Below are 25,868 nucleotides of genomic sequence, written 5' to 3'. Positions count from 1 at the left end.
TACCGCTTGCCACGAGGTTTCCGTTTGAAAGCTGCCATCGTCAAAAAATACCGTCTGATCATCAAGACCATGGGCTATGTGGGCTGGTCGCTGTTCTGGCTGTTGCTCTGGGACATCGCCGTCACCGTCGATTTCATGTTGTTCCTCAACGCCAAGATCAACCTGCCGCTGATGCCTCTGACATTGCTCGGTTCGGCGCTGGTGGTGCTGATCAGTTTCCGCAACAGCAGCGCCTACAACCGTTGGTGGGAAGCGCGAACGCTGTGGGGCATGATGATCAACAACTCCCGCAGCTTCGCCCGCCAGGTGCTGACGCTGCTGGATGACCCCGATAACGAAGTGAATCCGCTGAAAGCGACGCTATTGCGCCGCCATGTGGCGTATGTCAATTGCCTCGCGGCGCACCTGAAAGGTCAGCCATGTCCGGAGGAAGTCCGCGCGTTCATCCCGGCAGATGAATTCGCCCGCAGCGGCACCACCAACAACTTTGCCAACGACATCCTTACCGGTTCGGCATCCCTGCTAGCCCGGGAATACAAGGCCGGGCGCCTGGACAGCATTCGTCTGGCACGGCTGGAATCGACGATGGTCGAGCTGTCCAACAGCCAGGGCGGAATGGAACGGATCGCCAATACTCCGCTGCCCTACCCTTACGTTTACTTCCCGCGCCTGTTTATCTCGCTGTTCTGCCTGATTGTGCCAGTAGGGCTAGTCGAGTCACTGGGCTGGTTCACCCCGCTCGCCTCGACGGTAGTGGGCTTCATGCTGCTGGCCATCGAACGCATCGGCACCGATCTGCAAAGCCCGTTTCGCCATAGCGAGCACCAGATCCAGATGGAAGCCCTGTGCGAAACCATCGAGAAAAACCTGCAGTCGATGCAGCGCGATTCGTTGGGGGATGCGCGCAGGGTTGAAGAAACGGCTTGAAGACAAGCTTGGAGGGAAGCTAGGGCGTAGAGCCCTAGCGAGTTGCAGCGATCACTTTTTCTTTTTCGCCGGCTTGTCTGCCTTTTTGGAATCCTTGGCCTTTTCCGGCTTGCTATCGGCTTTTTTTGCAGACTTCTTCGGTTCGGCGTCTTTCTTCTTGTCTTTCTTGTCGGAAGACTTTGAAAGCGCCGAAGCTGCAGCTGACTTCTTGTCCGGCGAGGACTTTTTGTCTTTCAAATCCTTGCTGGCTTTCGAAGCGTCATCTTTGCTTTTCTTCTCGTCTTTAGCCACGTTTGACCACCTCTCGGAATATGCCGGTATTGGCACAGCGCCTGTGCAATTGATCACAGGTTGATCATTAGGCGTACGCGTTCGGACGGGGTTCAGATTATTTGGAGGCCTCGACTGGTTGAATCCACATCCGAAAGCGGTCATAGGGTTTTGCTGGCAGACGGCACCAGGCCCACGACAAGTGCCTCTATTAATGCACTGACCTTGGGAAGAGCCTGACGGCTCCTTGGCCAGATCACCGGTAGGTGAGTGCCCGATTGCCGCCTGTGCGGCAGGTTGCAACTGACTAGAATGAAACGATGGAAATGAGTGCTGCGGGCACGGTTTCAGCTCCAATTCAAGCAAAGACGCTAACTCGCAAGCCCTTGGAATGTGCTGTCCATCGTGTGTCGGTCGTAACCCAACAGATATATATGATGCTGACGATACAGCTGTGAAAGAAAATCTTTGTTGGGGCCGACTACATCCATACCTCTGTCGTCGTACGGAAAAACCATGACGTGCTTCTTCAAATTGAAAAGGTATACAGCGCATTCGGGGTTAGGCTGAATTACGCCAAAGTCACTAGCCAAAGCACACCAAAGAAATGCTTGAAGCAGAGTCGCTGGCGCTTCAAATGCAACGTTGATCCAATACTCCGGCTCACTTTCGCAAAGCCATTCCTCGGGGTCTATTTTTTCACTCCAGACTGAGCGTTGCGTGGGTATGTTGATACCGGCAGAACGGAGAGCGTGAATCCGGGATCTATGAGCAAATTGATTGCTACCAGAATGAACGCGCAGACAAGCAACAAGCGTCGCATCATCAAGGAAGATATCGCTGCAGATCTTCGTTGATTTTAGAAGTGCCGTTTGAAATTGCTGAATCACTCCACCCGTTTCAGAGAGTTCAAAACGCAGACCTCCTGGATAGGAATAGAAAAGTGGTCTGGCAAATGCGCATCCCCCAAACATCCTGTCAATTTCAAGTTGTAGATTCACTTTATCCCTCATGGCTAACTAATAGCCCGATTCTCTAGCCATGGGCGCTGCCAAGATCTCAGCCAAGCCGCAGCGCCCGCGTCGCTTTTAGCCGATAACGGCCAATCAGCTGTTTAATGCCATCGACTTATCGCCTCCCCGGCCGCACACCCTCTTACTCAGGCCTGATCCAACGCCTCGATCACACCTTTGTCCTCACCGAGGAAGCCGCCGCTCTGATGCGACCACAGCCGCGCATACACGCCGTTCTTTTCCAGCAATTCGGAATGGGTGCCCTGCTCGATGATGCGTCCGTCATCCATGACAATCAGCCGATCCATCGCCGCAATCGTCGACAGTCGATGGGCAATCGCAATCACGGTCTTGCCCTGCATCATTTCATCGAGGCTTTCCTGAATCGCCACTTCGACTTCCGAGTCCAGCGCGCTGGTGGCCTCGTCGAGTAGCAGGATCGGCGCGTTCTTCAGCATCACTCGGGCAATCGCCACACGTTGGCGCTGGCCGCCGGACAGCTTGATCCCGCGCTCACCCACCAAGGTGTCGTAGCCCGTGTGTCCTTGCCGATCGCTCAACTGGCTGATGAACTCATCGGCCTGAGCGTTGGCAGCGGCGCGGCGGATTTGCGCGTCGGTGGCATCGGGGCGGCCGTAGGCGATGTTGTCGCGAATCGAACGGTGCAGCAGCGAAGTGTCCTGGGTGACCATGCCGATGGCGCTGCGCAAACTGTCTTGGGTCACGTGCGCAATGTTCTGGCCGTCGATACGGATCTCGCCGCTGTCGACATCATAGAAGCGCAGCAGCAGGTTGATCAGCGTCGACTTGCCGGCGCCGGAGCGCCCTACCAAACCGATTTTTTCGCCGGGGCGAATACTCAGGCTCAGGCCATCGAGCACCTGACGCTCGCCACCGTAGTTGAACTTCACCTTGTCGAACGTCACCGCGCCGCCAGAAGTGACCAGCACGCCGGCGTCCGGCGCGTCCTGCACCTTGGTGCCTTGGGTCAGCGTGGCCATGCCGTCCTGAACGGTGCCGATGCTTTCGAACAGCGAGGTCATCTGCCACATGATCCAGTTCGACATGCCATTGATCCGCAACGCCATGGCAGTGATCGCCGCCACCGCACCGGCGCCGACATCGCCCTGATGCCACAGCCACAGGGCGTAACCACCGGCGGACATGATCAACCCGACTACCAGCGCCTGGTTGACGATCTCGAACAGGCTGACCAGACGCATCTGGCGAAAACCGGTCTGCTTGAAATCCTCCATCGCCGCCCGCGCGAAGTGCGCTTCGCGATTGGAATGGGAGAACAGCTTGACCGTGGTGATGTTGGTGTAAGCGTCGGCGATACGCCCGGTCATCATCGACCGCGCATTGGCTTGCTCCTGTCCGACCTTGCCCAGACGCGGTACGAAGTACCACATCGCCAAGCCAAACAGCACGACCCAAGCAAGAAACGGCAGCATCAGTTTCAACGCAAAGCCGCCGGCCAGGGCGATGATCGCGATGAAGTACACACCGATCCCAGGCAAGATCTCGATCATGGTGAACAGCACGTCGCGTACAGCGAGCGCCGTCTGCATCACCTTGGTCGTGACCCGACCGGAAAACTCATCGGAGAAAAACGAAAGGCTTTGCCGCAGCATCAGCCGGTGGAAATCCCAGCGCAGGCGCAATGGCAGGTTAATCGCCAGGATCTGATGCTGGACCATGGTGCGCAACGCCACCAGCCCGACACTGAGCACCATGACGATGCCCATGCCCCACAACACGCGGCTTTCTTGCACAGCCGCTTCGCCACCGGCCTGCCAGGTTGAGAGCAGATCGACGACCTGACCGAGGAACGAAAATAACCACGCCTCGTAAATCGACACGGCGGCACTGAGCAACGCCAGCGCCAGGATGTAGCCGCGTGCGCCCCGGGTGCAGGCCCACAGGAATTTAGCCAGACCGTTGGGTGGCGGTGGTACCTCGTCAGGCGGGAAAGGGTCGAGTCTTCGTTCAAACACACGAAGCATGGTGTTCTCCAAAACAGTCAAGTCAGGGAGATTCTGCCACCGATTGGATCCCGGGAGGTCTTTGTGAAAAAGTGTGTGCTCCTGACCTGGCGAGTACCTGCCGTATCTACCAAACCGCAATATGCGAATCCGCCCTCGGCTCAGTCCCCCCACACAACACACCCGTCACCGGATCACGCAAAATGATCTGACCTCGTCCGTAATCTGTCAGATCACTGGCGATCTGCACCTCATGCCCGCGACGGGCCAACGCATTGGCCAGATCCCTTGAAGCGCCCTGTTCGATGCCGACCTTCATCCCGCCAAGCCACTGCCAGCGCGGCGCGTCCAGTGCCGATTGCGGGTTCAAGCCGAAATCCACCAGGTTCATGACCATCTGCACATGGCCCTGCGGCTGCATGTAGCCGCCCATCACGCCGAACGGGCCCAACGCCTGACCGTCCTTGGTGAGGAAGCCAGGAATAATCGTGTGAAAGGTCTTTTTGCCCGGAGCCAACGCGTTGGCATGTTGCGGATCAAGGCTGAATTCCTGCCCGCGGTTCTGCAGGGCGATGCCACTGTCAGGCAGCACCACGCCTGAGCCAAAGCCGTGGTAATTGCTCTGGATGAACGACACCATGTTGCCCTGCCCGTCCGCCGTGGCCAGATACACCGTGCCGCTGGCGTGGGGATCGCCCGGCATCGGCGGCTGGGCCTGTTCGCCGATCTGTGCACGGCGGCGGGCGCTGTACTCGTCGCTCAGCAGATCATCCACGGCCACGCGCATGTGCAGCGGATCCGTGATGTAGTGCAGACCATCGCTGTAGGCCAGTTTCATTGCCTCCAGTTGCCGGTGCCAGGTCTGCTGGCTGTCACGGTGATCGAAGTCGAAACCCTCGAGAATCTTCAGCGCCATCAAGGCGACCAGACCCTGCCCGCTCGGCGGGATTTCCCAGACATCCACGCCACGGTAATTGACGTGAATCGGCTCCACCCATTGCGCACGGTAATGCTCCAGATCCGTGGCGCGCAGATAGCCGCCGGTAGCTCGTGAATGCGCATCCAGGCGTTGCGCCAACGCGCCGCGATACAAACTTTCGCAACGGGTATCCGCCAATTCTTCAAGGGTTCGCGCCTGCGCCGGGTTACGGAAAATCTCGCCGGCCTTGGGCGCGCGACCGTCAATCAGGAACGTATCGAACCAGGCCTGTAGCACTTGATCGCGATGGGGAGTGAACTCATCCAGCGCGATCTGCCACTGATGGGCAACCACCGGCGACAGCGGAAAACCGTCTCTGGCCAGGCTGATTGCCGGTTGCAGCAGATCGGCGAACGGCAACACGCCAAAGCGTTGCGACAGCTCGGCCCAGGCCGACGGACATCCCGGCACCGTCACCGGCGTCCAGCCATACAACGGCATTTGCTCATGGCCGGCCGCTTTGACCGCTTCGATACTTAACGATGCCGGGGCGTGGCCGTTGGCATTGAGGCCATGCAACTGATCCTTGAACCAGACCAGCGCAAACGCGTCACCGCCCAGGCCACAGCCCGTAGGCTCGACCACGGTCAGGGCCGCCGCCGTGGCGATGGCGGCGTCGATCGCATTGCCGCCCTTTTGCAGCATTTCGATGCCGGCCTGTGCGGCCAGCGGCTGGGATGCCGCGACCATGCCACGACGGGCAAACACGCTTTGGCGTTGCGACGGATAGGGATATTCGTGAGCAGAAAATTTCAACATGGCAGAGGCTCTTCAAATCAGCAATTCATTGGCCGGACTTGATCCGGTTCCATTCGCGGGTGATCAGGCGCTGGATGTTTTCCGGCAGTCTTCTCGAAGATCTGCAACGTGTCGGGGCTGCGGCGCCGCGAACAAGCTCGATAAACGCATCGTCGAAATCCTTGTGAAGTTCACAGCACGCGGCTGAGAAAGGCCTGGGTACGGGGATGGGTGGGACGACTGAAAATCTGTTCCGGCGGGCCTTGTTCGATCAGTTCACCCTGATCGAGCACCACCACCCGGTCGGCCACCTCGCGGGCAAAACCCATTTCATGGGTGACCACGACCATGGTCATGCCCTCCTCGGCCAACTCCTTCATCACTTGCAGAACCTCGCCGACAGTTTCCGGGTCGAGGGCGCTGGTGGGCTCGTCGAACAGCATCGCCTGTGGCTTCATCGCCAGCGCTCGGGCAATGGCGACGCGTTGCTGCTGACCGCCGGAAAGCATCGACGGGTAATGACTGGCCTTGTCCGCCAGCCCGACTCGCTTGAGCAATGCGTGCGCCTGCTCCAGCGCAGCCTGGCGCGGCACACCCAACACCTGAATCGGTGCTTCGATGATGTTTTCCAGGGCGGTCATGTGCGGGAACAGATTGAAGCGCTGGAACACCATGCCGATGTCCCGGCGCTGGCGAGCGATGTTGCGTTCCGAGTCGCGCACCAGACTGCCGTCCGCCCGCGTGCGATAGCCCATGGGCCGGCCGCTGACGCGAATCTCCCCGGACTGAATGTCTTCGAGCAGGTTGATGCAGCGAATAAACGTGGTCTTGCCCGAGCCTGAAGCGCCAATCAGCACCACCACTTCGCCACGGCGAACTTGCAGCGAGATGCCCTTGAGAATCTGCAGATCTCCGAAGGACTTGTGAATGTTCAGCGCCTCGATGATCAGCTCGTCACTTTGATGCGCCATGATTAGCGTCCCCTCAGCAGTTTCAGCGTGTTGCGCCCGAACATCCGGCTGGAGGCCGGCGGCGGCGAAGATGGTCTGTCGGACTGGCCGAAACGGTTCTCCAGCCAGCGCTGAAAGAAGCCCCACAGCGTGGTGAGCAACAGGAAATAAATCGCCACCACCAGGTACAACTCGAACACCCGAAAGGTCGCCGAGGTGACCATCTGCGTACTGAGCAACAGCTCCTGCACGCCGATCACGCTGACCAGCGTGGTGTTTTTCAGCATCACGTTGAATTCATTGCCCAGCGGCGGCACGATCACCCGAAACGCCTGCGGCAGGACGATACGGCGCATCAGTTTGGCGAAGGTCATGCCCAGCGAGCGCCCGGCCTCGTACTGGCCCTTGTCCACGGCGCCGATCCCGGCACGAATGATCTCGGCCATGTACGCGCCTTCGTTGAGGCCCAGAGCAATGATCGCCGCCTGGATATTGCCGGGGATCACCAGCCCGAACAGCTCAATGTCTTCGAAGCGAAAAATCCCGCCCGCCGCCAGCGCCGTGTAGAGAAAGACGATTTGCACCAGCAACGGCGTGCCGCGCATCAGCCATACATAAAAGCGCACCGGCAGATGCAGCAAAGGGTTCTTCGATAAGCGCAACAATGCGGCGGCCAACCCCAACACACAGCCCAGCAACATCGCCAACACACTGATCAGACAGGTCAGCCAGAGCCCGGTGAGGTACACACCGCTGGGCTGCAACAGGTACTGCCAGAACACATCCCAATTGAAGTTCATCAACGCTTACCTCAATCGAGTGTGTCGCTGGAGACGTGCCACTTGTTCAGAAGCTGGTTGTAGCTGCCATCGCTGCGCATGTCGCTGATGATCTGCTGCACCGCAGCGCTCAGTTGCGGATCGTCCTTGCGAATGCCCAGACCGGTGAGGATCCGGCTGAAGGCCGGTACGCCTTCTTCGAACAGATCCGGGGCCATCGCAGCGTAATAACCGGCGGTTTCCACCGTGGTGCCGTAAGCATCGACCTGACTGATGCGCAGCGCCTGGAAGGCATCGGTGTCGGTGTTGTAGACCACCAGCTTCATCGGCGGCTTGCCGGCCTTGGTCAGGCTTTCATTCTCGGTGTCGAGCAAGGTCTTGATGGTCGAACCGTTGAGCACCGCGATCTTGTGCCCGCTCAGATCCGCGAGGGTTTTCAGCGCCTTCGGATTGCCCTTGGGCACCACCACCGCCTGACTGGAATACATGTAGTTGACGATGTCGATCACCTCGCGGCGCTCGGGCTTATCGAACAACTGATCGACGATCATGTCGCATTGTTTGGCGAGCAACGCCGGGAGCAATCCGGAAAACGGAATCACCCGCCAATCAACCTTCTTGTCCCCCAGACGCTTGGCGATTTCCAAGCCCAGGTCGACGGTCAGGCCTTTGGGCTTCTGCGCTTCATCGAAGGACACCAGTGGCGGCGAATCCATGCCCGAGCAATAGGTGAGTTTGTCGACCTTGACCAGACGCTCCGGCACCGTCGGTGCGGCAAGCGCCCACTGCGAACAGAGCCCGAGGGAAATTGCAGCCAGTAACAGGCGAGATGTATGCATGACCAGACACTCCAGTTCGATTAGTAACGGGGCAGTACTCAAAGTCAAAACATCGGCGGATTCGGGTTCCGCTCTGTGGTTATTTTTCCGATTGCAGAAACTTGATCAGCTCGGGCACCGTGCCTTCGATGTGTTCACGCACCACGGCCTCGGCCTGGCTGGCGTCGCCGGCGCGAATTGCATCAAGGATCATCTGGTGTTCCTGGCGCGCACTCAGGGGCTTTTCGATGTGCTGCAGCCACAGGCGCATGGGCGCTTCGATCAGCGCGTAGAGGGCGCTGATCTGCTTCAGCAGCCGTGGGCGATCGCTGAGGCTGCACAGGTACTCATGGAATTTGCGATGGCGACTGACCCACGCCGCACTCTCCTCGCGGTAGTCATCCATTTCATCGAGAAGCCGCTCCAGCGCCGTCAACTGACGCTCGCTGATCTTTGGTACGGCGATACGAATCGCCAACCCTTCCAGGGCGCTGCGCATCTCGAAGACCTCATGCATTTGCTCGACATCCAGACCGCTGACCACCGCGCCGCGGTTGGGCCGCAGCGTCACCAGGCCCTGCGCATCGAGGCGGCGAAAGGCTTCGCGCACCGGCATGCGGCTCATGCCGATTTCACTGGCAATGTCCTCGGCAATCAACCGGTCACCCTTGCGATAACGACCGCCGCAGATGCCTTCCAACAGAAAGTTGTAGGCCTCCTCCTCGGCGGTCATCGGTTGACGCTGGTCATAGGCGGGAGCGAATTGCATGGCAGCACCTTTTGTCTTTTTGTATCCAATTATCCACGGATACAAAAAAGCACGATGCATGCCAGATTTCTCCGCACCGTGCCAAGCGCTTGATTTGAATGATTTAAGCGGAAAACGGCGATCAGCTCCTGCTACGCCGAACTTGGGACGTGCTACCCAATAGCTCATTGCGAGCCCCGGAAAGGTGCAGATTGGTAGCTGAGTAACACTCAGGTCAGCAGCACCCTTCCGGTACGTTTTTCAGCAAGTTTTTCAGCGATCGCATTCACTGCGTCACCACCACCTTGCCGATCATCTGCGGATGCAACACGCAAAAATACTCAAACTCCCCCGGTGTATTGAACACCCAGGAAAAGCTGTCATTGGTATCCAGCGCCCCTGAGCGAAACACCTTGTGGGTTTCCGCCACCGTATGCGGAATCTGATCGTCATTGACCCACGTCACCTTGGTACCGACGGCCACGGTCAGGTCCTTGGGGCCGAACATGAATTCCTTGATGTCGATCTTCACTTCCGTCGCCCACACCGGCATCGCCAGCAGCAGGCCCATCAGCGCCAACAGTTGCCTTTTCATTTGCGTGTCCTCGGTTAAACCAGTGTTGAGTCAATCAGTGCCAGCGGGTGATCGCCCTGGGTCGCACGCACGTCGGTGATCCCCAGGTAATTGCGCAGTTGATCGGCCGCTACCGTCATCGGCCCCGGCGACGGTGCGGCACCCGGAGCCGGCTGTGGATAGGCAGTGCCACGGGCGGTGTGGAAGGTGATATTGCCTTCGACTTTCTGGATCACCTGATGAATGTGCCCGTTCAACACCGTCACCGAACCGTACTTGCGCAGCATCGCAATCGCCTGATCGCCGTCCTCGGTGCCCCAGCCCCACGGCTGATAAATGGTCCACAGCGGGATGTGGGTGAACACGACGATGGGGGTGCTGCTGCTGACCGCGCGCAAATCATCGGCCAGCCAGGCCAGTTGATCGGCGCCGAGGGTGGCTTCGTGACCGGCCTGGAAGTTGAAGACATTGATCAGCCCGATGAAGTGCACGCCGTGATCATCGAAGCTGTACCAGCCGTTGCCTTTGGTGCCTTTGCCGTAGCGTTCCAGGTAAAGCTTGCCGCCGCCCTCGTCAAGGGTGTCGTGTTCACCTGGCACGTAATGCACGGTGGATGGCAGGCCCTTGAGCAACTGCGCGGCGGTGTCGAATTCTTCAGGCTTGGACAGGTGCGTGATGTCGCCGGTGTGCAGAATCAGTGCGGGACGTTTGGGCAGCGCGATGACCTTGTCGATCGCCACTTGCAAGGTCTTGACCGGCTCCGGATTGGCTTCCTTGTTGAAGCCGATGTGCGAGTCGCTGATCTGTACGAAGTGAAAGCTGCTGGCCAGCGCTTTTGGATCATTGACGTTGCCCGCCTCGTCCAGCGCAAAGGCTTTGGGAACCCCGCCGCTCAAGGCCCAGATGACCCCCGCCCCGGCCCACGCCGAGCATTTGAGCAGGGTGCGCCGGTCCGGGTTGAGCAAGCCGTCGGTGCGCAATGGGTGTTTTGCTTGAATGTCCATCGGTATGTCCTCGCGGGCGGACTACAGTGAGGTAGCTGACACGAGGTAAACCTTGCGACGCGAGGGTTTATTCCACGTCGCAAAACAAATTGTTTTTCGGGAATAAAACCCGGCGCAGCACGGTTATAGGGGTGTGACAGTGCGGAACCCACCATGAAGCGATTTGAGGAACTGATTGCGCCGCATCTGGACGCGGCCTACAACCTTGCGCGCTGGCTGACCGGCAACGACAGCGCCGCGCGCGACGTCGTGCAGGAAAGCGCCCTGCGCGCCTTCCGGTTTTTGCAGCGTTTCGCCGATGGCAATGCCAAGGCGTGGTTTCTGACCATTGTGCGCAACGAAAGCTACACCTGGCTCAAGGCGTCGGCCGGACGCCATTGGGTTGCCATCGATGACGAAAGCGCGGCTGGCGACGGCGCATTGAGCCACAGTCAAACCCCGGAGCTGCTGGCGATTCACACTGAAAACGCCGCGCTGTTGCAACAAGCGCTATGCGCCTTGCCGCCGGTGTTTCGCGAGGTGATTGTGCTCAAGGAACTCGAAGACCTGCCCTACAAGGACATCGCCCTGGTGGTCGATATTCCCATCGGGACCGTCATGTCCAGGCTGGCCCGGGCGCGGGCCATGCTCAAGCTCGAATTACTGAAGTTGCACAACCATGAATGAACTCGACTGCACGGTTTGCCAGACACAGCTGCACGGCTATCTGGATCAGGAGCTTGATCCGGCGACAGCTGCGCAGGTGGCAGCGCACTTGAGCGCCTGCGCCGAGTGCGCGCGGCTGCATGATCAAGCGAAGTTGCTCAAGCTCAGCGTGAAGCGCCATGCGCCCTACTACCCCGCCCCCGCCTCATTGGTGGCCAGCGTGTTCGCCGCAGACAAACCCGCGCCGGGGTTCATCCAGCGCTGGCAAAAATGGCTGGCCCCGGCCTTTTCCGCCGCAGCGCTGGCCCTGGCGATGGTGCTGTATATCGCCACTCCCGGCAGCGAGCAACCACTGATCGACGAGGCCGTTTCCAGTCACGTTCGTTCGTTGATGGGCGAGCATCTGAACGATGTGGTGTCGTCCGATCGCCACACCGTCAAGCCCTGGTTCACCGGCAAACTCGACTTCTCGCCTCCGGTGTTCGACTACACGGCGCAAGGCTTCCCTCTGCTCGGCGGGCGTCTGGATTACCTGCAACACCAGACCACCGCCGCCCTGAGCTACGGGCATGCCAAGCACATCATCAACGTGTTCATCTTGCCCACGACTGAGGCTGACACGGCCACGCAGAGCCGGACGGTTCGCGGCTTTAATGTGGTGTCATGGCAGGCCGGTCACATGCGCTTCGTCTTGGTTTCCGATGTAGAGAAAGCTGAGCTGGAGGCACTGGGGCAGTTGCTCAGGAATGGCTCCTGATCCGGGCGGCGCCGAATCAACACCACGTTTCAGAGCGCTTCACAGGTCTGCCAATAGGAACAGGCAATCCTCCCAGACAAACCGGCATACCCCTTCCCCTGCGCGCTGCCTACCATGGCCTCTCACTTATCCGTCGGAGATTGCCATGCACAGCAGCAAAACCCTGTTCATCACCGGTGTCAGCAGCGGCTTTGGCAGCGCGCTCGCACAAGAAGCGCTCAACGCCGGTCACCGGGTGATCGGTACCGTGCGCAACGAGGCCGATCTGAAGTCGTTCGAGGCCCTGTCCGCGGATCGGGCACACGGGGTGTTGCTCGACGTCACCGATTTCGAACGCATCGACGGGGTGATCGCCGATGTCGAAGCCACACTGGGTCCGGTCGATGTGCTGGTGAACAACGCCGGTTACGGACATGAGGGCATTTTCGAGGAGTCACCGCTGGCGGAGATGCGGCGTCAGTTCGACGTCAACGTGTTCGGCGCGGCAGCGATGATCAAGGCGTTCGTGCCGTATTTCCGGCAGCGGCGAGCCGGGCACATTCTGAATATCACCTCGATGGGCGGCACCATCACCATGCCCGGCATTGCCTATTACTGTTCGAGCAAGTTTGCCCTCGAAGGGCTCTCCGATACGCTGAGCAAGGAATTACAGCCGTTCAACATCTTTGTCACGGCGGTAGCCCCCGGTTCGTTTCGCACCGATTGGGCCGGTCGTTCGATGCAGCGCACGGCGCGTAGCATTGCCGACTACGACGCCAGTTTCGACCCGGTGCGCAAGGCCCGCGAAGAGAAAAGCGGCAAGCAGTTGGGCGATCCGCGCAAGGCTGCGCAGGCCATGCTGCAACTGATCGCCAGCGCCGCACCACCCGCACACTTGCTATTGGGCAGCGATGCGCTGAATCTGGTGCGCGACAAACTGCAACGCAGCCTCAGCGAAATCGAGCAATGGGAAACCCTGACCCGCTCGACCGATGGCTGAGTCCCGGCACAGAGATCAATACCCATGAGTCCATCCGATCCGTACACCGCGCGCATGGTGCAGTTGCTCGAACAGCTCGCGCCGTTGGAGGGCTACAACCTCAGTGCGCTGGAAGACGTGCGTTTTCTGCGCTCGAATCGACCGCTGAGCAACACTCCGGTGCTGTATGACCCGGGCATCGTGATTCTCTGTCAGGGGCGCAAGCGCGGCTATCTGGGCGATGACGTTTACGTCTATGACGCCCAGCATTATCTGGTGGTGTCGGTGCCGGTGCCGTTCACCATGGAAACCGAGGCCAGTGCGGCTGAACCGATGCTCGCGGTGTATATGCGCCTCGACCTGCAATTGGCCAGCGAGTTGATGCTGCAGGTCGACGAGGTGTTCGGGCCGAGCGACGCTCCGCCAAAGGGCATGTACGCCTCGCCGATGGATGATCCATTGCGCGCCTCGACCCTGCGCTTTCTCGAAGCGATGAGCGATCCGGGCGACGCGCAGATCCTCGGGCCGGCGCTGGTTCGGGAGATCTACTACCGGATTCTGACCGGTGCCCAGGGCGGTTCGATGCGTGCGGCACTCCAGCAGCAAGGGCATTTCGGCAAGGTCAGCCGGGCGATCCGGCGGATTCACAGCAGCTATGAGCAACGTCTGGATGTCGAGTCCCTCGCCGAGGAAGCGGGGATGAGCATACCGAGCTTTCATGTGCATTTTCGCAACGTCACCGACTCATCGCCGATGCAATACCTCAAGGCCACGCGCCTGCATCAGGCGCGCTTGCTGATGCTGCGTGGCGCCATGCCGGCCGCGACGGCAGCGTTCAACGTCGGTTATGAAAGCGCCTCGCAGTTCAGCCGCGAGTTCAAGCGCTTCTTCGGCCGCACGCCGCTGGCCGAGGTCGCGTGGATGAAGGCCACGTATGCCCTGCCCCCGTCCGCCACGCCCTCCCCGTATGTGTCTTCGCACTGAGCACTGATCGCTCCCGGCCATCGCACGCCCGCCGCAGTCTCAAGGCAAAATCCCCGCGCATTCACTACGCTTGAGAAATCCGCCTCGGTGCAAACCCGGCAAACACATTGAACATTGCACGTGGGCCGCTGTTCCAGATGATTCAGCTACAGATTCAAGGACGAGCATATGGATGTTTTCGCTCCTGCAACGCCGGTTCCACCTCAGCAAAGTGCAATCACTCGCCGTCTGGCCTTCGCGGTCGGCGCGCTGTTTGTCGTTGGGGTGATTGCCACTATCGGCACCTTGCTCAGCATCGCTACTCGACTGGATCGCGAGGATGTCGAGGAGACGCGGTTCTATACCGCCCGTGCGTTGGAAAATCGCATCAGCGCGTCGAAAAGCTATATCACCAGCTACGCCGACTGGACCACGGCCTACGAACACCTACACGCCCAAGTCGACACCGACTGGGCCTATACCCAGCAGAACATCGGCAAGACGCTGTTCACCACTGACGGTTATGACGGCGTGTTCGTGCTGGATCGGCAACGCACCAAATACGCTGTGGTGCAAGGCGAGCAAGAAAACGGCGACCTCTCGCGTTGGCTCAAGGTCACCGCCGCCGCGCTGGTGGATCAGGTGCAGAGCCAGGCTGATCTGACCGTGCCCATCAGCACCTATTCGCTGTTCGACGGCTGGCCGGCACTGGTCACGGCGGCGGCTATCCTGCCTAACGATGAGCGTCCGGTGGGCGATCCCAAACAAACCTCGGTACTGGTGTTCGTCGACAAGCTCACGCCCAGCAAACTGCAGGCACTCGGCACGGCCTATGGCCTGAACAACCTGATGCTGACCCAGGATGATCAACTCGCCAAGACGCAACCGCGCGTGCCGCTGGACAGCACCGGTTACAGCCTGACGGCGGATCTTGAACGCCCCGGCCAGCAATTGTTGTGGTCATTGCTACCATCACTCGGCGCGGTGCTGGTGGTGCTGATGCTGTTGACTGCGTATTTCCTGCGCTACGCCTTGCGCTCGTCCACTTACGTCGACCATAGCTTCAGCACCTTGCAGGCCTCGAATCAGGCGCTGGAGGCGGCCAATCATGCGCTGGAGGCCAGTGAAGAACGTTTTCGCGCCGTGGCCGAAGCGGCGTCGGACTGGATCTGGGAGGTCGACAATCAACTGCGCCTGACCTACCTCTCGGCGCGCTTCAGCGAAGTGACCGGTTACCCGCAAACCCAGTGGATCGGCCAAAGCATCGGGCAATTGGTGACGTGCGATACCACCCCGCTGGAGCTGTGGCTGAAGAAACTTACCGAAGACAGCAATGCCAGCGACCTGCGTTGCACCTACCGCGATCATGCCGGGCAGCAACGTTATTGCCGGTTGTCGGCACGCCCGATCCTCGACAAGCACACCGTGAGCGGCTATCGCGGCACCGCCAGTGACATCACCGACGAAGTCGCTGCCCATGCGCAGATCCAGCACCTGTCGATGCACGACGCCCTCACCGGCCTACCCAATCGCAACCAGTTGGCGCGTTATCTGGATGATGCACTGCAACTCAAGGAGCATGCGCCAGCGCTGTCGCTGCTGGTGATCGATCTGGACAACTTCAAGCCGATCAACGACTCCCTCGGCCACCCGGCGGGCGATGCGGTGTTGCAGGAAGTCGCCAGTCGCCTGCGCGAATGCACCCGTGAGCTCGACATCGTCGCCCGCCTGGGCGGTGACGAATTCGTCGTGGTGCTCAATGGTATGGACAGCCGTCAGGAAGTCGAGCGGTTTTGCACGCGGCTGCTCGACAGCCTGCACCAGCCGCTGATCTTCGAACATCATCCGCTGCACGTGGGTGCAAGCATCGGCATTGCCCTGAGCCGGCGTCAGGGCTTCGTGCCAAGCGAGTTGATCCGTTGCGCCGACATCGCGCTGTATCAGGCCAAGTCCGAGGGCAAGAACACCTGGTGCTATTTCGAAGCGCACATGAGCGACCAGATCCAGACTCGCCGGCAGATGGAAAGCGATTTGCGCGGTGCGCTGAATAATGACGAATTCGTCCTGCACTACCAGCCGCGCTATACGGTCGACGGCAAGCACATCGTCTCGGTCGAAGCCCTGGTGCGCTGGCAGCATCCGACCAAGGGCCTGCTCGGGCCGGACGTGTTCATCAGCCTTGCGGAGCAGACCGACCTGATCGTGCCGCTGGGACGCTGGGTACTGCGCGAAGCCTGTGAAACAGCCCTCACCTGGCCGGCGGACATCCTGTTGTCAGTCAATCTGTCCCCGGCGCAGTTCACCCTCAGCGATGTCGTCGAAGACGTGCGGGAAGCGTTGGTGCAGACGCGTTTGCCGGCCAGTCGCCTGGAATTGGAAATCACCGAAAACGTGATGCTGGTCGACACCGACGGCGCGCTGGCCACCATGAATGCGCTCAAGCAACTGGGCGTGCGCCTGAACATGGACGACTTCGGTACCGGCTACTCGTCCCTCGGTTACCTGCGCGCCTACCCGTTCGACGGGATCAAGATCGACAAGCGTTTCATCGCCTCGATCAGCCTCGGCGCCAATGATCGCGCGGTGGTGCAGGCGATCATTGGTCTGGGCAAAGCCATGGGCCTGACCGTGACCGCCGAAGGTGTCGAGACTGAGGAACAACTGGAGATTCTCGGCAAGGATCAATGCAACGAGGTGCAGGGCTACTTCATGAGTCGGCCGATCGACAAGACCGCGTTTGCACAGTTGTTGAAAAGCGTCAGGACCGAGCCGGCCGATCACTCGTCACCCAAGAAAGGGCGCGTCATTTAGCCGGCCTTACATCACTGTCAATATTCAATCATTGAAATGCACAAAGCCCGTTTCGACACGCTTCGTTAATGCGGCTTTCCTGTTGACTTTAATCGGTTCTGTTCAGGGTGTGTTTAGGGCCGCCATGCTTGAATAGTCCTCGTTGCGGGCTAGGCTCGAAGTTAATCTCGCGCCACACACAAGTTCAATGCAGGCGTCACCGGACTGTCAGGATGGCGGTCAAAAGAACAACTTCACTAAAGGGTTAACGATGGATCGATATGATGCCCCGCTGGTTGTAGAGCGCACTTCGCGGGCTGGAATGTTGACGGGACTGATTACGAGAAATCCCTGCCTGAGCATTTTTTTCATGACACTGGCCGTGTTCATGGCATTGCAGTACAAACCCGCTGTCCTCAACTACACAACACGCTTTGTCGACTTTGCCGAGTACATGTTGCAGCACGGTGTCACGCTGTTCCCGATTGCCGACGACCTCAAGCCTTATCCCGACTACACGGTCCTCAATACGTTGTTGGTCTATCTGGTTTCCTTGCCGTTCGGCCGGGTGTCCGTTCTTTCCATGGGTTTTCCGTCCTGCGTGGCCGCGTCGCTGATGCTGGTATTCATTTATCGGCTGGGCGCGTTGCGCAGCAAAAAATGGGGCGCGTATGGCGTTCTTTTCAGCCTGCTCACCTGGGCCTTTCTTGACGGCGTCAACTCGCTGGCACTGGATATCTATCCGGCGTTGTTAACGGTGATGTGCTTCTATTTTGCCTATTCGGCGGAAATGAAAAAGGACCCGCGGCGCCTGGTGTTTCTGTACCTCGGTCTGGCGCTGGGATTCGCGTTTCGTGGGCCTATTGGCTTGATCGGACCTGCGAGTGTCATTGGCGCTTATTACTTGCTGAGCCGGCAGTGGCGCCTGTTGCTGCTGTTTTCATTGCTCTCGGGCGTGATTCTGGCGGTGGGGGTTGTGTTGCTGGCATGGGCGGCCTACTTGCAAGGGGGGCAAGCGTTCCTCGAGGAAGTGCTGAACATGCAAGGCATCGGACGCTTCGGTTCCGACCACGCGCCACGCTATTACTTCTACTTCTCCGCAGGCCTGCTGACCTACGGCATCACGGTGTTTTACGCCATCAACGTGATTCTCAGGAAGTACAAACTGTTCTTTCGCCCAACCCGCGATAAAGACATCGACCTGCTGCTCTATCTGAGCGGGTGGCTGTTGGTGCTGCTGGTGCTGTTCACTGTTCCCAGTTCCAAGAAAGCGCGCTACATCCTGGCAATCACCCCGGCCATTTCGCTGCTGGCCGCCTACCTCTTCGTCAGCAAGGAAGCCGTCTTCGTACGTGCCAGAAACGGCCTGCTGAACTTCTGCCTGAAGTTGCCCATGCTGGGGTTGGGGATGCTGGTGGCGGTGCTGGTTTACAACAACTTCGCCAATGTCCCGTTACAGCCCAACTACCTCGGCGCAGGCCTGGGGCTGTCCGCGTTGTTGAGCTTCTATCATGTTAAACAGGAGTACTTCGTCGAACATCCCTATCGCGAGTTCTTGACGCTTTCGTTTGGGGTAGCGGCATTTCTGATACTGGATATGTTTTTCTTCAACCCAATCACCTACCACTTGGAACTCATGATCGAACCCACGCCGAAGTTTCTGCCGTATTGGTTTTGGTGAAGCCTCTTCCTGATTCATGAGTCAGCGACACGACTGTCCAGTATCCATATGTTGGTATCTGAGAGGGTCATGACGCAATCTGGCTACGGAATCGTCGGAAATGTTCGTCGGTTCAGGGCACGCCATTGTCGCAGCAGGGCCGGCACAAAAGCAGTCGTTTGCAGCAGTAAAAAAATAAAGGTGGCGCCCGCTTTCGCGAGCGACACCTTCATCCACTGCCCGCTAATCAGGCCTTCTTCCTCGCCTCTTCCAGCGCTTTTTCAGCGTTGAACCCGTCGAAGTTCTCGAATACGCCCAGAAAGGCCGATTCGTGTGCTCACTGAACTGCTGATCGAGTTCTTCGGCGAAACACCATACCTGGCAGTGCAGCCGCTGTCACATCAGGCAGACTTCAGGTGATGCGGGCAAGCTATCCAGAAATGCGCCAATCTGACGCTTGCATCGCAAGTGCACCGTCGGGATCTGCGGGCCAATGGCCTGACGCACCGCCTCGATACCAGGGCGATAGCCACGATCGAAATTCCATACGAAGTTCAGGAATGTCAGGTACGCCCGATCAAGCTTCTCTGTACAACCTGCAGCAAGGTCTGCACGAGGTCGATTCAATACGCTGCGCAGGATCACCCGAGTGAAGCAGGTGAGCCGCGGCGTATCGAGCCAAATGATCAGATCGGCACGAGGCAGGCGCAGGTCGAATGTGCGACGGGCATAGTTGCCTTCACAGATCCAGGCATCCGCTGATATCGCTTCTCTGACGCGTGCGCGAAACTGCTCGGCGTCTGGCTCGATCCAGCCGGGTTCCCAAAACAGGGTATCCAGATGCACCACCGGCAGACCGAGACGCCTGCCCAAGGCACGGGCAAGGGTAGATTTGCCGCTACCGGCATTGCCAAGAATTACAATCCGTTGCATGGGAACTCCCTGTCGAGAAAAAGCCGGCAATTGTGCGGTTTTTGCAGGGTCAGTTAAAGACTGATGGACAACCGCGCTATCGACGTAAATTTTTGCAGGCTGTTTTGCTATTTGCAGGCCGGGGCAACATGTCGCCGTCGTTAAGCGGCTGCTTTCGGCCAAAAGCGGTCATCCTGCACCGTTAGGTGTCGACCCATTGCGGCCATTCGTAGGAGCCACCACAATCGGAGGACTGTTGCTGGGGAGGTGACACATAGTGAGGATTGAAGTATCAGAGGAAGCCAACTGGAAGCTTTTCGAGGACTTGGCCCGGGTTATTGAGCAAGGGCTGGGCGGTTGCCGGAAAGAGAGGCTTGATGGCCCGGACCAACGCTATTGGGATCTGTTGGTGGATGAACACACGCTTACCCTGCACCTTGAACACTATTTAGGCATTTCAGTGGACATTCCCGATAGCGCAGATGACATTGCTCGAAGAGTATGTGCGTTGCTCAAGCAGCCTCCTTTACGGGTAAGCCCGCTCTAACAAAGATCCCAACTGATCTAGAAGGCAGGTGTGGGTCGATTTCTGTCTGTAGCCACCGTCAGCTTGTGGCCGACAGCGGTCGCTTGCCGATGTCCGCTTCTGGCCGATTTTTGTCTGTCACCACCGTCAGCTTTGGGTCGAAAGTCGTCGTTCGGTAACCACATCGGAACCTCGCTACTCCCCGCAGGATCGGGTAACAGCGTGGAGATGTGAATCGACTGAGTCGTTGCGTGTTTAACAGATCGCCATCCTGGAAGCGGCTACTTTAGTGGAGATTGATGTGGACATTGACTGTCTATTAAAAAAAAGGCAACTGAACGTGCAAGAGCAAAATGCTCTTGTGGCCCACACACTCATTGTAACCGCCAAAGCTTGGCTGGCCAGAGGGGTCCCTCTCGCCTTAAAAAACTATGGCGAGTCGAAAGGCGTTAGATGGTCAGAAACCGTCGTACTCGGCCTTGAAGTTGACTTTCCCGGAATGCCACGCCTTTATGGTCTTTTGCTCACTCACGCAGAGCGGTTCATAGAGTTTGAAATTGATACCGATAGCACTCATAGGTACGTGGAATCGGTGAGTCAATGGGAGGATGTTTCTGCTAATCAGGACTACGCGTCCCGAAAGCGCGGCACTGGAAAGGGCTTCGCAGCAATTGCTCTCCAGGTGAGGCGCGAACTTCTATACGGCGTTTAGGTGTGAATCACTGAAGCAGAGACTCCATTGTTGATCGTAAGCCGCATTTAATGAGTGGCAGCTTTCGGCCAAGAGTGTGTAAAAACTCCAAAACCAGCTCGGATGATTAAAACTGCCCCCAAATGCGCATTGCCGCACCTGTCCGGCGTCAGTAGGATTCGGTCATCACTGAAACAAATGGATGTGAATATGGAAAGCATGCCGAGAATGGAAATTGAGCGCGTTGCGTATCAAGAGTTTTTAACTCTTTGGGAACGCGGAGCGTTCGATAATCAGCGCTTAGGCCAAGCGTTCTATAACCATTTTCGGCTTCATCGTCTGAGCGACCAAACGCGCCTGTTCGGTCTCTATGAAACTGACGGAGACAAGGCCATGACCGCGATCTCCCGCCTGTTCCAAATCTGATAACTCCGGCCCCGCGTTTCGCGAGAGCAGGGTCAGCCTTGGGTCAATAGTCGCCTCTCATAAGAGACTGAGTTGGCTCAGAGTGTGTAAACGCTTTTGCGAACCCTTGCTATGATTTCTGAGGATTTCATCGCAGGGATCGCCCATGAAGCGCTTTATCCAAGGTGAACATCGAGGCCAAGGCACCTTACTTCCCGAGAGCCTCGACGACTACGTCAGCGATACCAACCCGGTGCGCGTAGTCGACGTCTTTGTCGACGAACTCGACCTGGTCAAACTGGGTTTTGAAGGTGCCATTCCAGCCGATACTGGCCGGCCTGCTTACCATCCCGCGATCCTCTTGAAGATCTACATCTACGGCTATCTGAACCGCATTCAGTCGAGCCGGCGCCTGGAACGAGAAGCCCAGCGTAACGTCGAACTGATGTGGCTGACCGGCCGCTTGATGCCCGATTTCAAGACCATTGCTAACTTCCGAAAAGACAACAGTAAGGCCATCCGAGGCGTCTGCCGCCAATTCGTGGTGCTGTGCCAGCAGTTGGGATTATTTGGAGAAAATCTGGTCGCCATCGACGGAAGTAAATTCAAAGCCGTCAACAACCGCGACCGCAATTTCACCAGCGCCAAACTGAAGCGGCGAATGGAAGAAATTGAATCGAGTATTAATCGATATCTGACTGCGCTCGACAAAGCCGACCAGCAAGAACCCACAGCTTCCGAGCCCAGTGCCGTGCGGCTGGAAGAGAAAATCGCCAAGCTCAAAACTCAAATGAAGGAGCTTCAAGCGATCAAAATCAAACTCAATGAATCGCCGGATAAACAGGTCTCGCTGACCGATCCAGACGCCCGTTCCATGATGACTCGCGGCACGGGAATCGTCGGTTACAACGTGCAGACAGCGGTCGATACCCAGCACCATTTGATCGTTGCACATGAGGTGACCAACGTCGGTTCCGACCGCGATCAACTCAGTTCGATGGCCAAGCAGGCCGGCGAGGCGATGGCGTCAAAAACGCTGTCAGTAGTGGCTGACCGAGGTTACTTCAAAAGCGAAGAAATCCTCGCTTGTCACGATGCCGGCATCACCGCCTATGTGCCCAAGCCGATGACCTCTGGAGCCAAAGCGGACGGGCGTTTCAATAACGATGTTTTCATCTATGACACCGCGAAAAACGAATACATTTGTCCGGCTGGAGAGACGTTGATCTGGCGCTTTTCCAGCGTTGAAAAAGGCATGAAGTTACACCGTTATTGGAGTTCCAATTGCCAGGGATGCGAGCTGAAATCGAAGTGCACACCGAGCAAGCAACGTCGAGTTCGGCGATGGGAGCATGAAGCCGTATTGGAGAAAATGCAGAACAGGCAGTAACGCCCCGGAGATGATGCGCATCCGAAAACGGACAGTTGAGCATCCCTTCGGGACGCTCAAGCAATGGATGGGCGCGACACACTTCCTAACCCGAAAGCTCAATGGGGTTAGCGCCGAGATGAGCTTGAACGTGCTCGCCTACAACCTGAAACGGGTCATGAAAATCATCGGCACGAGCGGCTTGATGAAAGCGTTAACGGCGTAAAAAATCGGTCGTTTTACCCCACTAAAAGGGCTTTAAGAGGCAACTTAGCCGTTTTAACTGATCCGTTTGCGAAACGTGAGCACGGTCTCCTAGGGGCAGTATAGAAAACCCAATCTGAGGTTTTTACACACTCTGGGCCAAAAGCAGTCATTCAATGCTCTACAAAATTAGAGCCGATTCGCCCCATCTCAACTACCGCGCTAATTCCGGGGAGAGTGGGCATGGAAAACACGCGCTCACCCATCCGACAAAGACCGGTACGCAAAGCATGAGCCTCCAATCTGTCCGGCCCCTCAAAGATGGCTGGCAAGCCAAGACCAGTGTTTGCTGCCAGTCCAGAATCAAAACAGGCATTAATTCAGCTTCCTTACTGCCTTCAACAGCACTGCTACTGCTGTATATCACTGATCACAATCTGCGAACTCCCCTCGATCCTTCTGACTTCTACAGTCATGCTCCCATGCTCGCCTTTGACCAAGTAAAGGTACTGATGAAAACCTGGCTCAGTGTCACTTTTATAATATGTGGACCGCTTCAGCAATGTTAAGGAAGCGACATTGCCTATCTGAGTAGGGATCTGTTGGCTTGAGCGTAAATACTCTTGAAACGCAATATTAGCCTCATCCTTTGCCTCGTAGTACCTCAGCACAAATCCTGCGATCACGACGATCAACACTATCGCAATTAGAGGCCTGATTTTTTTGAATCTCGGGCTTTTTAAACTACGCATACCCACCCCCTTAAAAATGGTTATAACCACCAAATTCTACGTTGATATTAGTACCCCAACGTCCGCCCCAATTCACTGCGTTAGGATCAATAGAAAATACGACCGATGGACTGCCAAAGCGACCACCTACTTTGTTCGTGATGGCGTTGCCTGTCGCCTCCTTGTAGGAAATGCCTGCCGCTAGAGGGCCGACGCCTATCACCACCAAGAGGGGGCATTTGGTGAGGCTTTGAAATCAAAAGATTTTAGGTTAACCAGTAGTGAGTGATCCCTAACCAAGATAACTCCCTCGTGAAATATCACACTCGCTTGCCAGTTGAAATTTTCAAGATAGTAGACGCATAGACTGTCGCAATTTTTCATAAAAGCACATTCATTGAGGGCAATTCTTTTAATTAGATCGTCAGTTATTGGGAGTCGTTGAGTGCACATACCAATAATTCCGTCGGAGTAAGTTGTAACGGATATTGCATTGACTGCAGTGGGCGAATGAACGTCAAAACCCATTATGCTGTTGGCACTTGAGTCTGGATAAAGCCAAACAACCAACTCAAGTGGTGTTTGACTCGCAAATTCGGAAAGCAATTGGATTTGCCTATCAAAGCTGCTTTCTGAAATGTAAAGCACATCATCTATTTTACTTGTCATTGTCAGTATGTCGTCATCGGTCTCCATGAATCGAGCATAGACGGTAATGCAATATATGTTTTACGGGGCACATCTTTACTACTGGAATCGGTCGCCGGGGGCCAGCGGCCCCTCTTGGCCGAAAGCTGTCTGCCCACAAGGCCCGCTTTCGACTCAAATCTGGCAATGGCGATACTGAATCGCCCCGGATTTCTTAGATATTGAATGACCGCTTCTGGCCGATAGCTGCCAGCCAAAGTCAACTATTTCCAACTCAACGCAGACATTGCACGGGATGGCGTTGGTTATCTCCAGACGTCATTCGAAGCCGTTCTTTCGCCATCTTCACGCCCAGTGTTCAAAATATCTCGGGGCACGCTCTTCAATTTTGATGAGCGATGGAATTCACCGGTACTGAATTCCATCCGGTCATCGCGGCCCCTGCACCTGACTCAAGTGGAGTTCTGAACCAGGGATCACAAATACCAGCGGTACTCCCGCGCACTGATCTCCTGCATGAATGCCAGGTGATCCTGACGTTTGTTCTCGCAATACACGTCGACAAACTCGGCGCCCAGTCCCGCCCGCAGTTGCGGCTGATGCTGCAACGCGCGCACGGCATCGAGGATTTCCGTCGGAAAATCGATGCCGCTGTTGCGGTCGTCGTTGAGTGGCGGAATCGGTTCCTTGCCTGATTCCAGACCATGTTCCAGGCCCACCAGAATCGCCGCCAGCACTAGATACGGATTGGCGTCGGCACCGGCCAGTCGGTATTCGATGCGCAGGTTTTTCGTGTCCGACTCGGGAATGCGCAGGCAGGCGTCACGATCCTCGTAACCCCAGCTCGCCTTGGTCGCGGTGTTCACCGTGCCGCTCAAGCGGCGCATGGCGTTCTGGTTCGGGGCGAAGATCGGCATGCTGTGCGGCAGTAAGTCCAGACACCCAGCCACCGCGTGGCGCAGCGGTTGTTGGTGATTGGCGGCCAGCAGGTTGTTGCCGGCCGCGTCATACAGGCTGACATGCACATGCATGCCGCTGCCCGGATGCTCCACGTACGGTTTGGCCATGAAACTGGCGCGATAGCCGTGTTTGAGCGCAACCCCACGGGTGCTGCGACAGAATAGCGCCGCCCAGTCAGCCGCGCGCAAACCGTCGTCCAGATGGCCGAAATTGATCTCGAACTGGCCCGGCCCCAGCTCGGCGGTAATCACCGTGGCGTCGATACCCTGAGCCCGTGTCGCTTCGACCATTTCGTCGAGCACCGGAGCGAAACGCGACAGGCGCTCGATGTGCATGTTCGGCTGATCATCGGCGTCGTCGGTCAGCGCGTCCCGAGGGAATTGCGGCAGGCCGTCGCGCAGTTTTTTGTCGAACAGATAGAACTCCAGTTCGAAGGCCACCACCGGGTGAATGCCTTTGCCCGCCAATCGATCCACTACCTTCGCCAGCACTTCACGAGGTTCGAACTCGATGGGTTTGGCGGTGCCGTCGGAGGTAATCAGCATCTGCCCCAGGGGCTGCGCTTCCCAAGTCACGGGCTTGAGGGTTCCCGGGACCAACCGGCGCACGGCGTCCGGGTCGCCGTCGTTGAAACAGTAATCGCCAATCTTGAACAGACCGCCCTGCACGCCCAGCAGCACGCAGTTTTGCGGCAGTTTCAGTGCACTGCCCGCCGCGACTTTTTCGAGCATGTCCACCGGATAGCGCTTGCCGTAGAAGTGCCCCGGAATGTCCAGGGAAATCAGGTCGACATAACGCACCTCGGGGTAGCGTTGGCGAAACGCGCGCACTTCGGCGAGCAGGTCAGAGCAGACAGCGTCCATC

Annotated in this window: 22 protein-coding genes and 1 pseudogene; 10 read left to right on the top strand and 13 right to left on the bottom strand. The window is 57.6% G+C overall.

Annotated elements, in window-relative coordinates:
* Positions 1-24 precede the first annotated feature (24 nt).
* Positions 25-927 carry a bestrophin family protein gene (locus tag NTD85_RS07520; RefSeq protein WP_003224902.1) on the top strand — a complete coding sequence of 301 codons (903 nt, stop codon included), beginning with the start codon at positions 25-27 and terminating at the stop codon, positions 925-927.
* Positions 928-978: 51 nt separating this feature from the next.
* Here NTD85_RS07520 and NTD85_RS07515 read toward each other — a convergent pair whose 3' ends face one another.
* The 10 genes from NTD85_RS07515 to NTD85_RS07470 form a co-directional block, all read right to left on the bottom strand.
* A complete protein-coding gene (locus NTD85_RS07515) occupies positions 979-1,218 on the bottom strand; it encodes a hypothetical protein (protein WP_103483556.1) in 240 nt (79 codons plus the stop codon).
* 350 nt (positions 1,219-1,568) lie between these two features.
* The gene (locus NTD85_RS07510; protein WP_262141852.1) at positions 1,569-2,198 is read right to left on the bottom strand and encodes a DUF3885 domain-containing protein; all 630 of its coding nucleotides are present in this window, start codon (positions 2,196-2,198) and stop codon (positions 1,569-1,571) included.
* Between the two features lie 158 nt (positions 2,199-2,356).
* The gene (locus NTD85_RS07505) at positions 2,357-4,216 is read right to left on the bottom strand and encodes an ABC transporter ATP-binding protein (RefSeq protein WP_262141851.1); all 1,860 of its coding nucleotides are present in this window, start codon (positions 4,214-4,216) and stop codon (positions 2,357-2,359) included.
* A 106-nt stretch (positions 4,217-4,322) separates the two neighbouring features.
* Complete coding sequence (locus tag NTD85_RS07500) at positions 4,323-5,933, bottom strand: gamma-glutamyltransferase family protein (RefSeq protein ID WP_262141850.1); 1,611 nt, start codon at positions 5,931-5,933, stop codon at positions 4,323-4,325.
* A 170-nt stretch (positions 5,934-6,103) separates the two neighbouring features.
* Positions 6,104-6,883 carry an amino acid ABC transporter ATP-binding protein gene (locus NTD85_RS07495; RefSeq protein WP_226499342.1) on the bottom strand — a complete coding sequence of 260 codons (780 nt, stop codon included), beginning with the start codon at positions 6,881-6,883 and terminating at the stop codon, positions 6,104-6,106.
* A 2-nt stretch (positions 6,884-6,885) separates the two neighbouring features.
* A complete protein-coding gene (locus tag NTD85_RS07490; protein WP_003224911.1) occupies positions 6,886-7,662 on the bottom strand; it encodes an amino acid ABC transporter permease in 777 nt (258 codons plus the stop codon).
* 11 nt (positions 7,663-7,673) lie between these two features.
* Entirely contained in the window at positions 7,674-8,480 is an 807-nt protein-coding gene (locus NTD85_RS07485; protein ID WP_262141849.1) for an ABC transporter substrate-binding protein, read from the bottom strand.
* Between the two features lie 79 nt (positions 8,481-8,559).
* Positions 8,560-9,228 (bottom strand): GntR family transcriptional regulator, encoded by a 669-nt coding sequence (locus tag NTD85_RS07480; RefSeq protein WP_262141848.1) that lies wholly within the window; start codon positions 9,226-9,228, stop codon positions 8,560-8,562.
* 265 nt (positions 9,229-9,493) lie between these two features.
* A complete protein-coding gene (locus tag NTD85_RS07475; protein ID WP_262141847.1) occupies positions 9,494-9,802 on the bottom strand; it encodes a plastocyanin/azurin family copper-binding protein in 309 nt (102 codons plus the stop codon).
* A 14-nt stretch (positions 9,803-9,816) separates the two neighbouring features.
* Complete coding sequence (locus NTD85_RS07470) at positions 9,817-10,785, bottom strand: metallophosphoesterase family protein (protein WP_262141846.1); 969 nt, start codon at positions 10,783-10,785, stop codon at positions 9,817-9,819.
* A 153-nt stretch (positions 10,786-10,938) separates the two neighbouring features.
* On the opposite strand from NTD85_RS07470, the gene NTD85_RS07465 reads away from it, so the two are divergent.
* The 6 genes from NTD85_RS07465 (at position 10,939) to NTD85_RS07440 (ending at position 18,579) form a co-directional block, all read left to right on the top strand.
* Positions 10,939-11,451: a sigma-70 family RNA polymerase sigma factor gene (locus NTD85_RS07465; protein WP_262141845.1), complete on the top strand. Its 513-nt coding sequence runs from the start codon at positions 10,939-10,941 to the stop codon at positions 11,449-11,451.
* Complete coding sequence (locus tag NTD85_RS07460) at positions 11,444-12,187, top strand: anti-sigma factor family protein (RefSeq protein WP_262141844.1); 744 nt, start codon at positions 11,444-11,446, stop codon at positions 12,185-12,187. The genes NTD85_RS07465 and NTD85_RS07460 overlap by 8 nt, the downstream gene beginning before the upstream one ends.
* Before the next feature lie 145 nt (positions 12,188-12,332).
* Positions 12,333-13,166 carry an oxidoreductase gene (locus NTD85_RS07455; RefSeq protein WP_262141843.1) on the top strand — a complete coding sequence of 278 codons (834 nt, stop codon included), beginning with the start codon at positions 12,333-12,335 and terminating at the stop codon, positions 13,164-13,166.
* Positions 13,167-13,190: 24 nt separating this feature from the next.
* Positions 13,191-14,129: an AraC family transcriptional regulator gene (locus NTD85_RS07450; protein WP_262141842.1), complete on the top strand. Its 939-nt coding sequence runs from the start codon at positions 13,191-13,193 to the stop codon at positions 14,127-14,129.
* A 168-nt stretch (positions 14,130-14,297) separates the two neighbouring features.
* Complete coding sequence (locus NTD85_RS07445) at positions 14,298-16,919, top strand: EAL domain-containing protein (RefSeq protein ID WP_262141841.1); 2,622 nt, start codon at positions 14,298-14,300, stop codon at positions 16,917-16,919.
* Positions 16,920-17,268: 349 nt separating this feature from the next.
* Positions 17,269-18,579 (top strand): ArnT family glycosyltransferase, encoded by a 1,311-nt coding sequence (locus tag NTD85_RS07440; protein ID WP_262141840.1) that lies wholly within the window; start codon positions 17,269-17,271, stop codon positions 18,577-18,579.
* 375 nt (positions 18,580-18,954) lie between these two features.
* Here the strand turns inward: NTD85_RS07440 and NTD85_RS07435 are convergent, their stop codons facing one another.
* A complete protein-coding gene (locus NTD85_RS07435; protein WP_201138513.1) occupies positions 18,955-19,491 on the bottom strand; it encodes an AAA family ATPase in 537 nt (178 codons plus the stop codon).
* 256 nt (positions 19,492-19,747) lie between these two features.
* Here NTD85_RS07435 and NTD85_RS07430 point away from each other — a divergent pair, with 256 nt between their 5' ends.
* The 3 genes and pseudogenes from NTD85_RS07430 (at position 19,748) to NTD85_RS07420 (ending at position 22,687) form a co-directional block, all read left to right on the top strand.
* A complete protein-coding gene (locus NTD85_RS07430; protein WP_262141839.1) occupies positions 19,748-20,017 on the top strand; it encodes a hypothetical protein in 270 nt (89 codons plus the stop codon).
* Positions 20,018-20,897: 880 nt separating this feature from the next.
* Positions 20,898-21,113 (top strand): hypothetical protein, encoded by a 216-nt coding sequence (locus NTD85_RS07425; protein WP_207866938.1) that lies wholly within the window; start codon positions 20,898-20,900, stop codon positions 21,111-21,113.
* Between the two features lie 145 nt (positions 21,114-21,258).
* Positions 21,259-22,687, top strand: a pseudogene (locus NTD85_RS07420) (IS1182 family transposase).
* A 928-nt stretch (positions 22,688-23,615) separates the two neighbouring features.
* Here the strand turns inward: NTD85_RS07420 and NTD85_RS07415 are convergent.
* Complete coding sequence (locus tag NTD85_RS07415; RefSeq protein ID WP_262141838.1) at positions 23,616-24,092, bottom strand: hypothetical protein; 477 nt, start codon at positions 24,090-24,092, stop codon at positions 23,616-23,618.
* Between the two features lie 428 nt (positions 24,093-24,520).
* Positions 24,521-25,867, bottom strand: a complete 1,347-nt coding sequence (locus NTD85_RS07410; RefSeq protein ID WP_262141837.1) for a glutamine synthetase family protein — start codon at positions 25,865-25,867, stop codon at positions 24,521-24,523.
* Position 25,868 lies beyond the last annotated feature (1 nt).

Source organism: Pseudomonas sp. 13B_3.2_Bac1 (assembly GCF_025466205.1).
In the GTDB taxonomy this organism is placed as follows: Bacteria; Pseudomonadota; Gammaproteobacteria; order Pseudomonadales; family Pseudomonadaceae; genus Aquipseudomonas; species Aquipseudomonas fluorescens_H.
The sequence above is the reverse complement of the archived record's forward strand: the minus strand, read 5'-3'. Positions and strand labels throughout refer to the sequence as shown.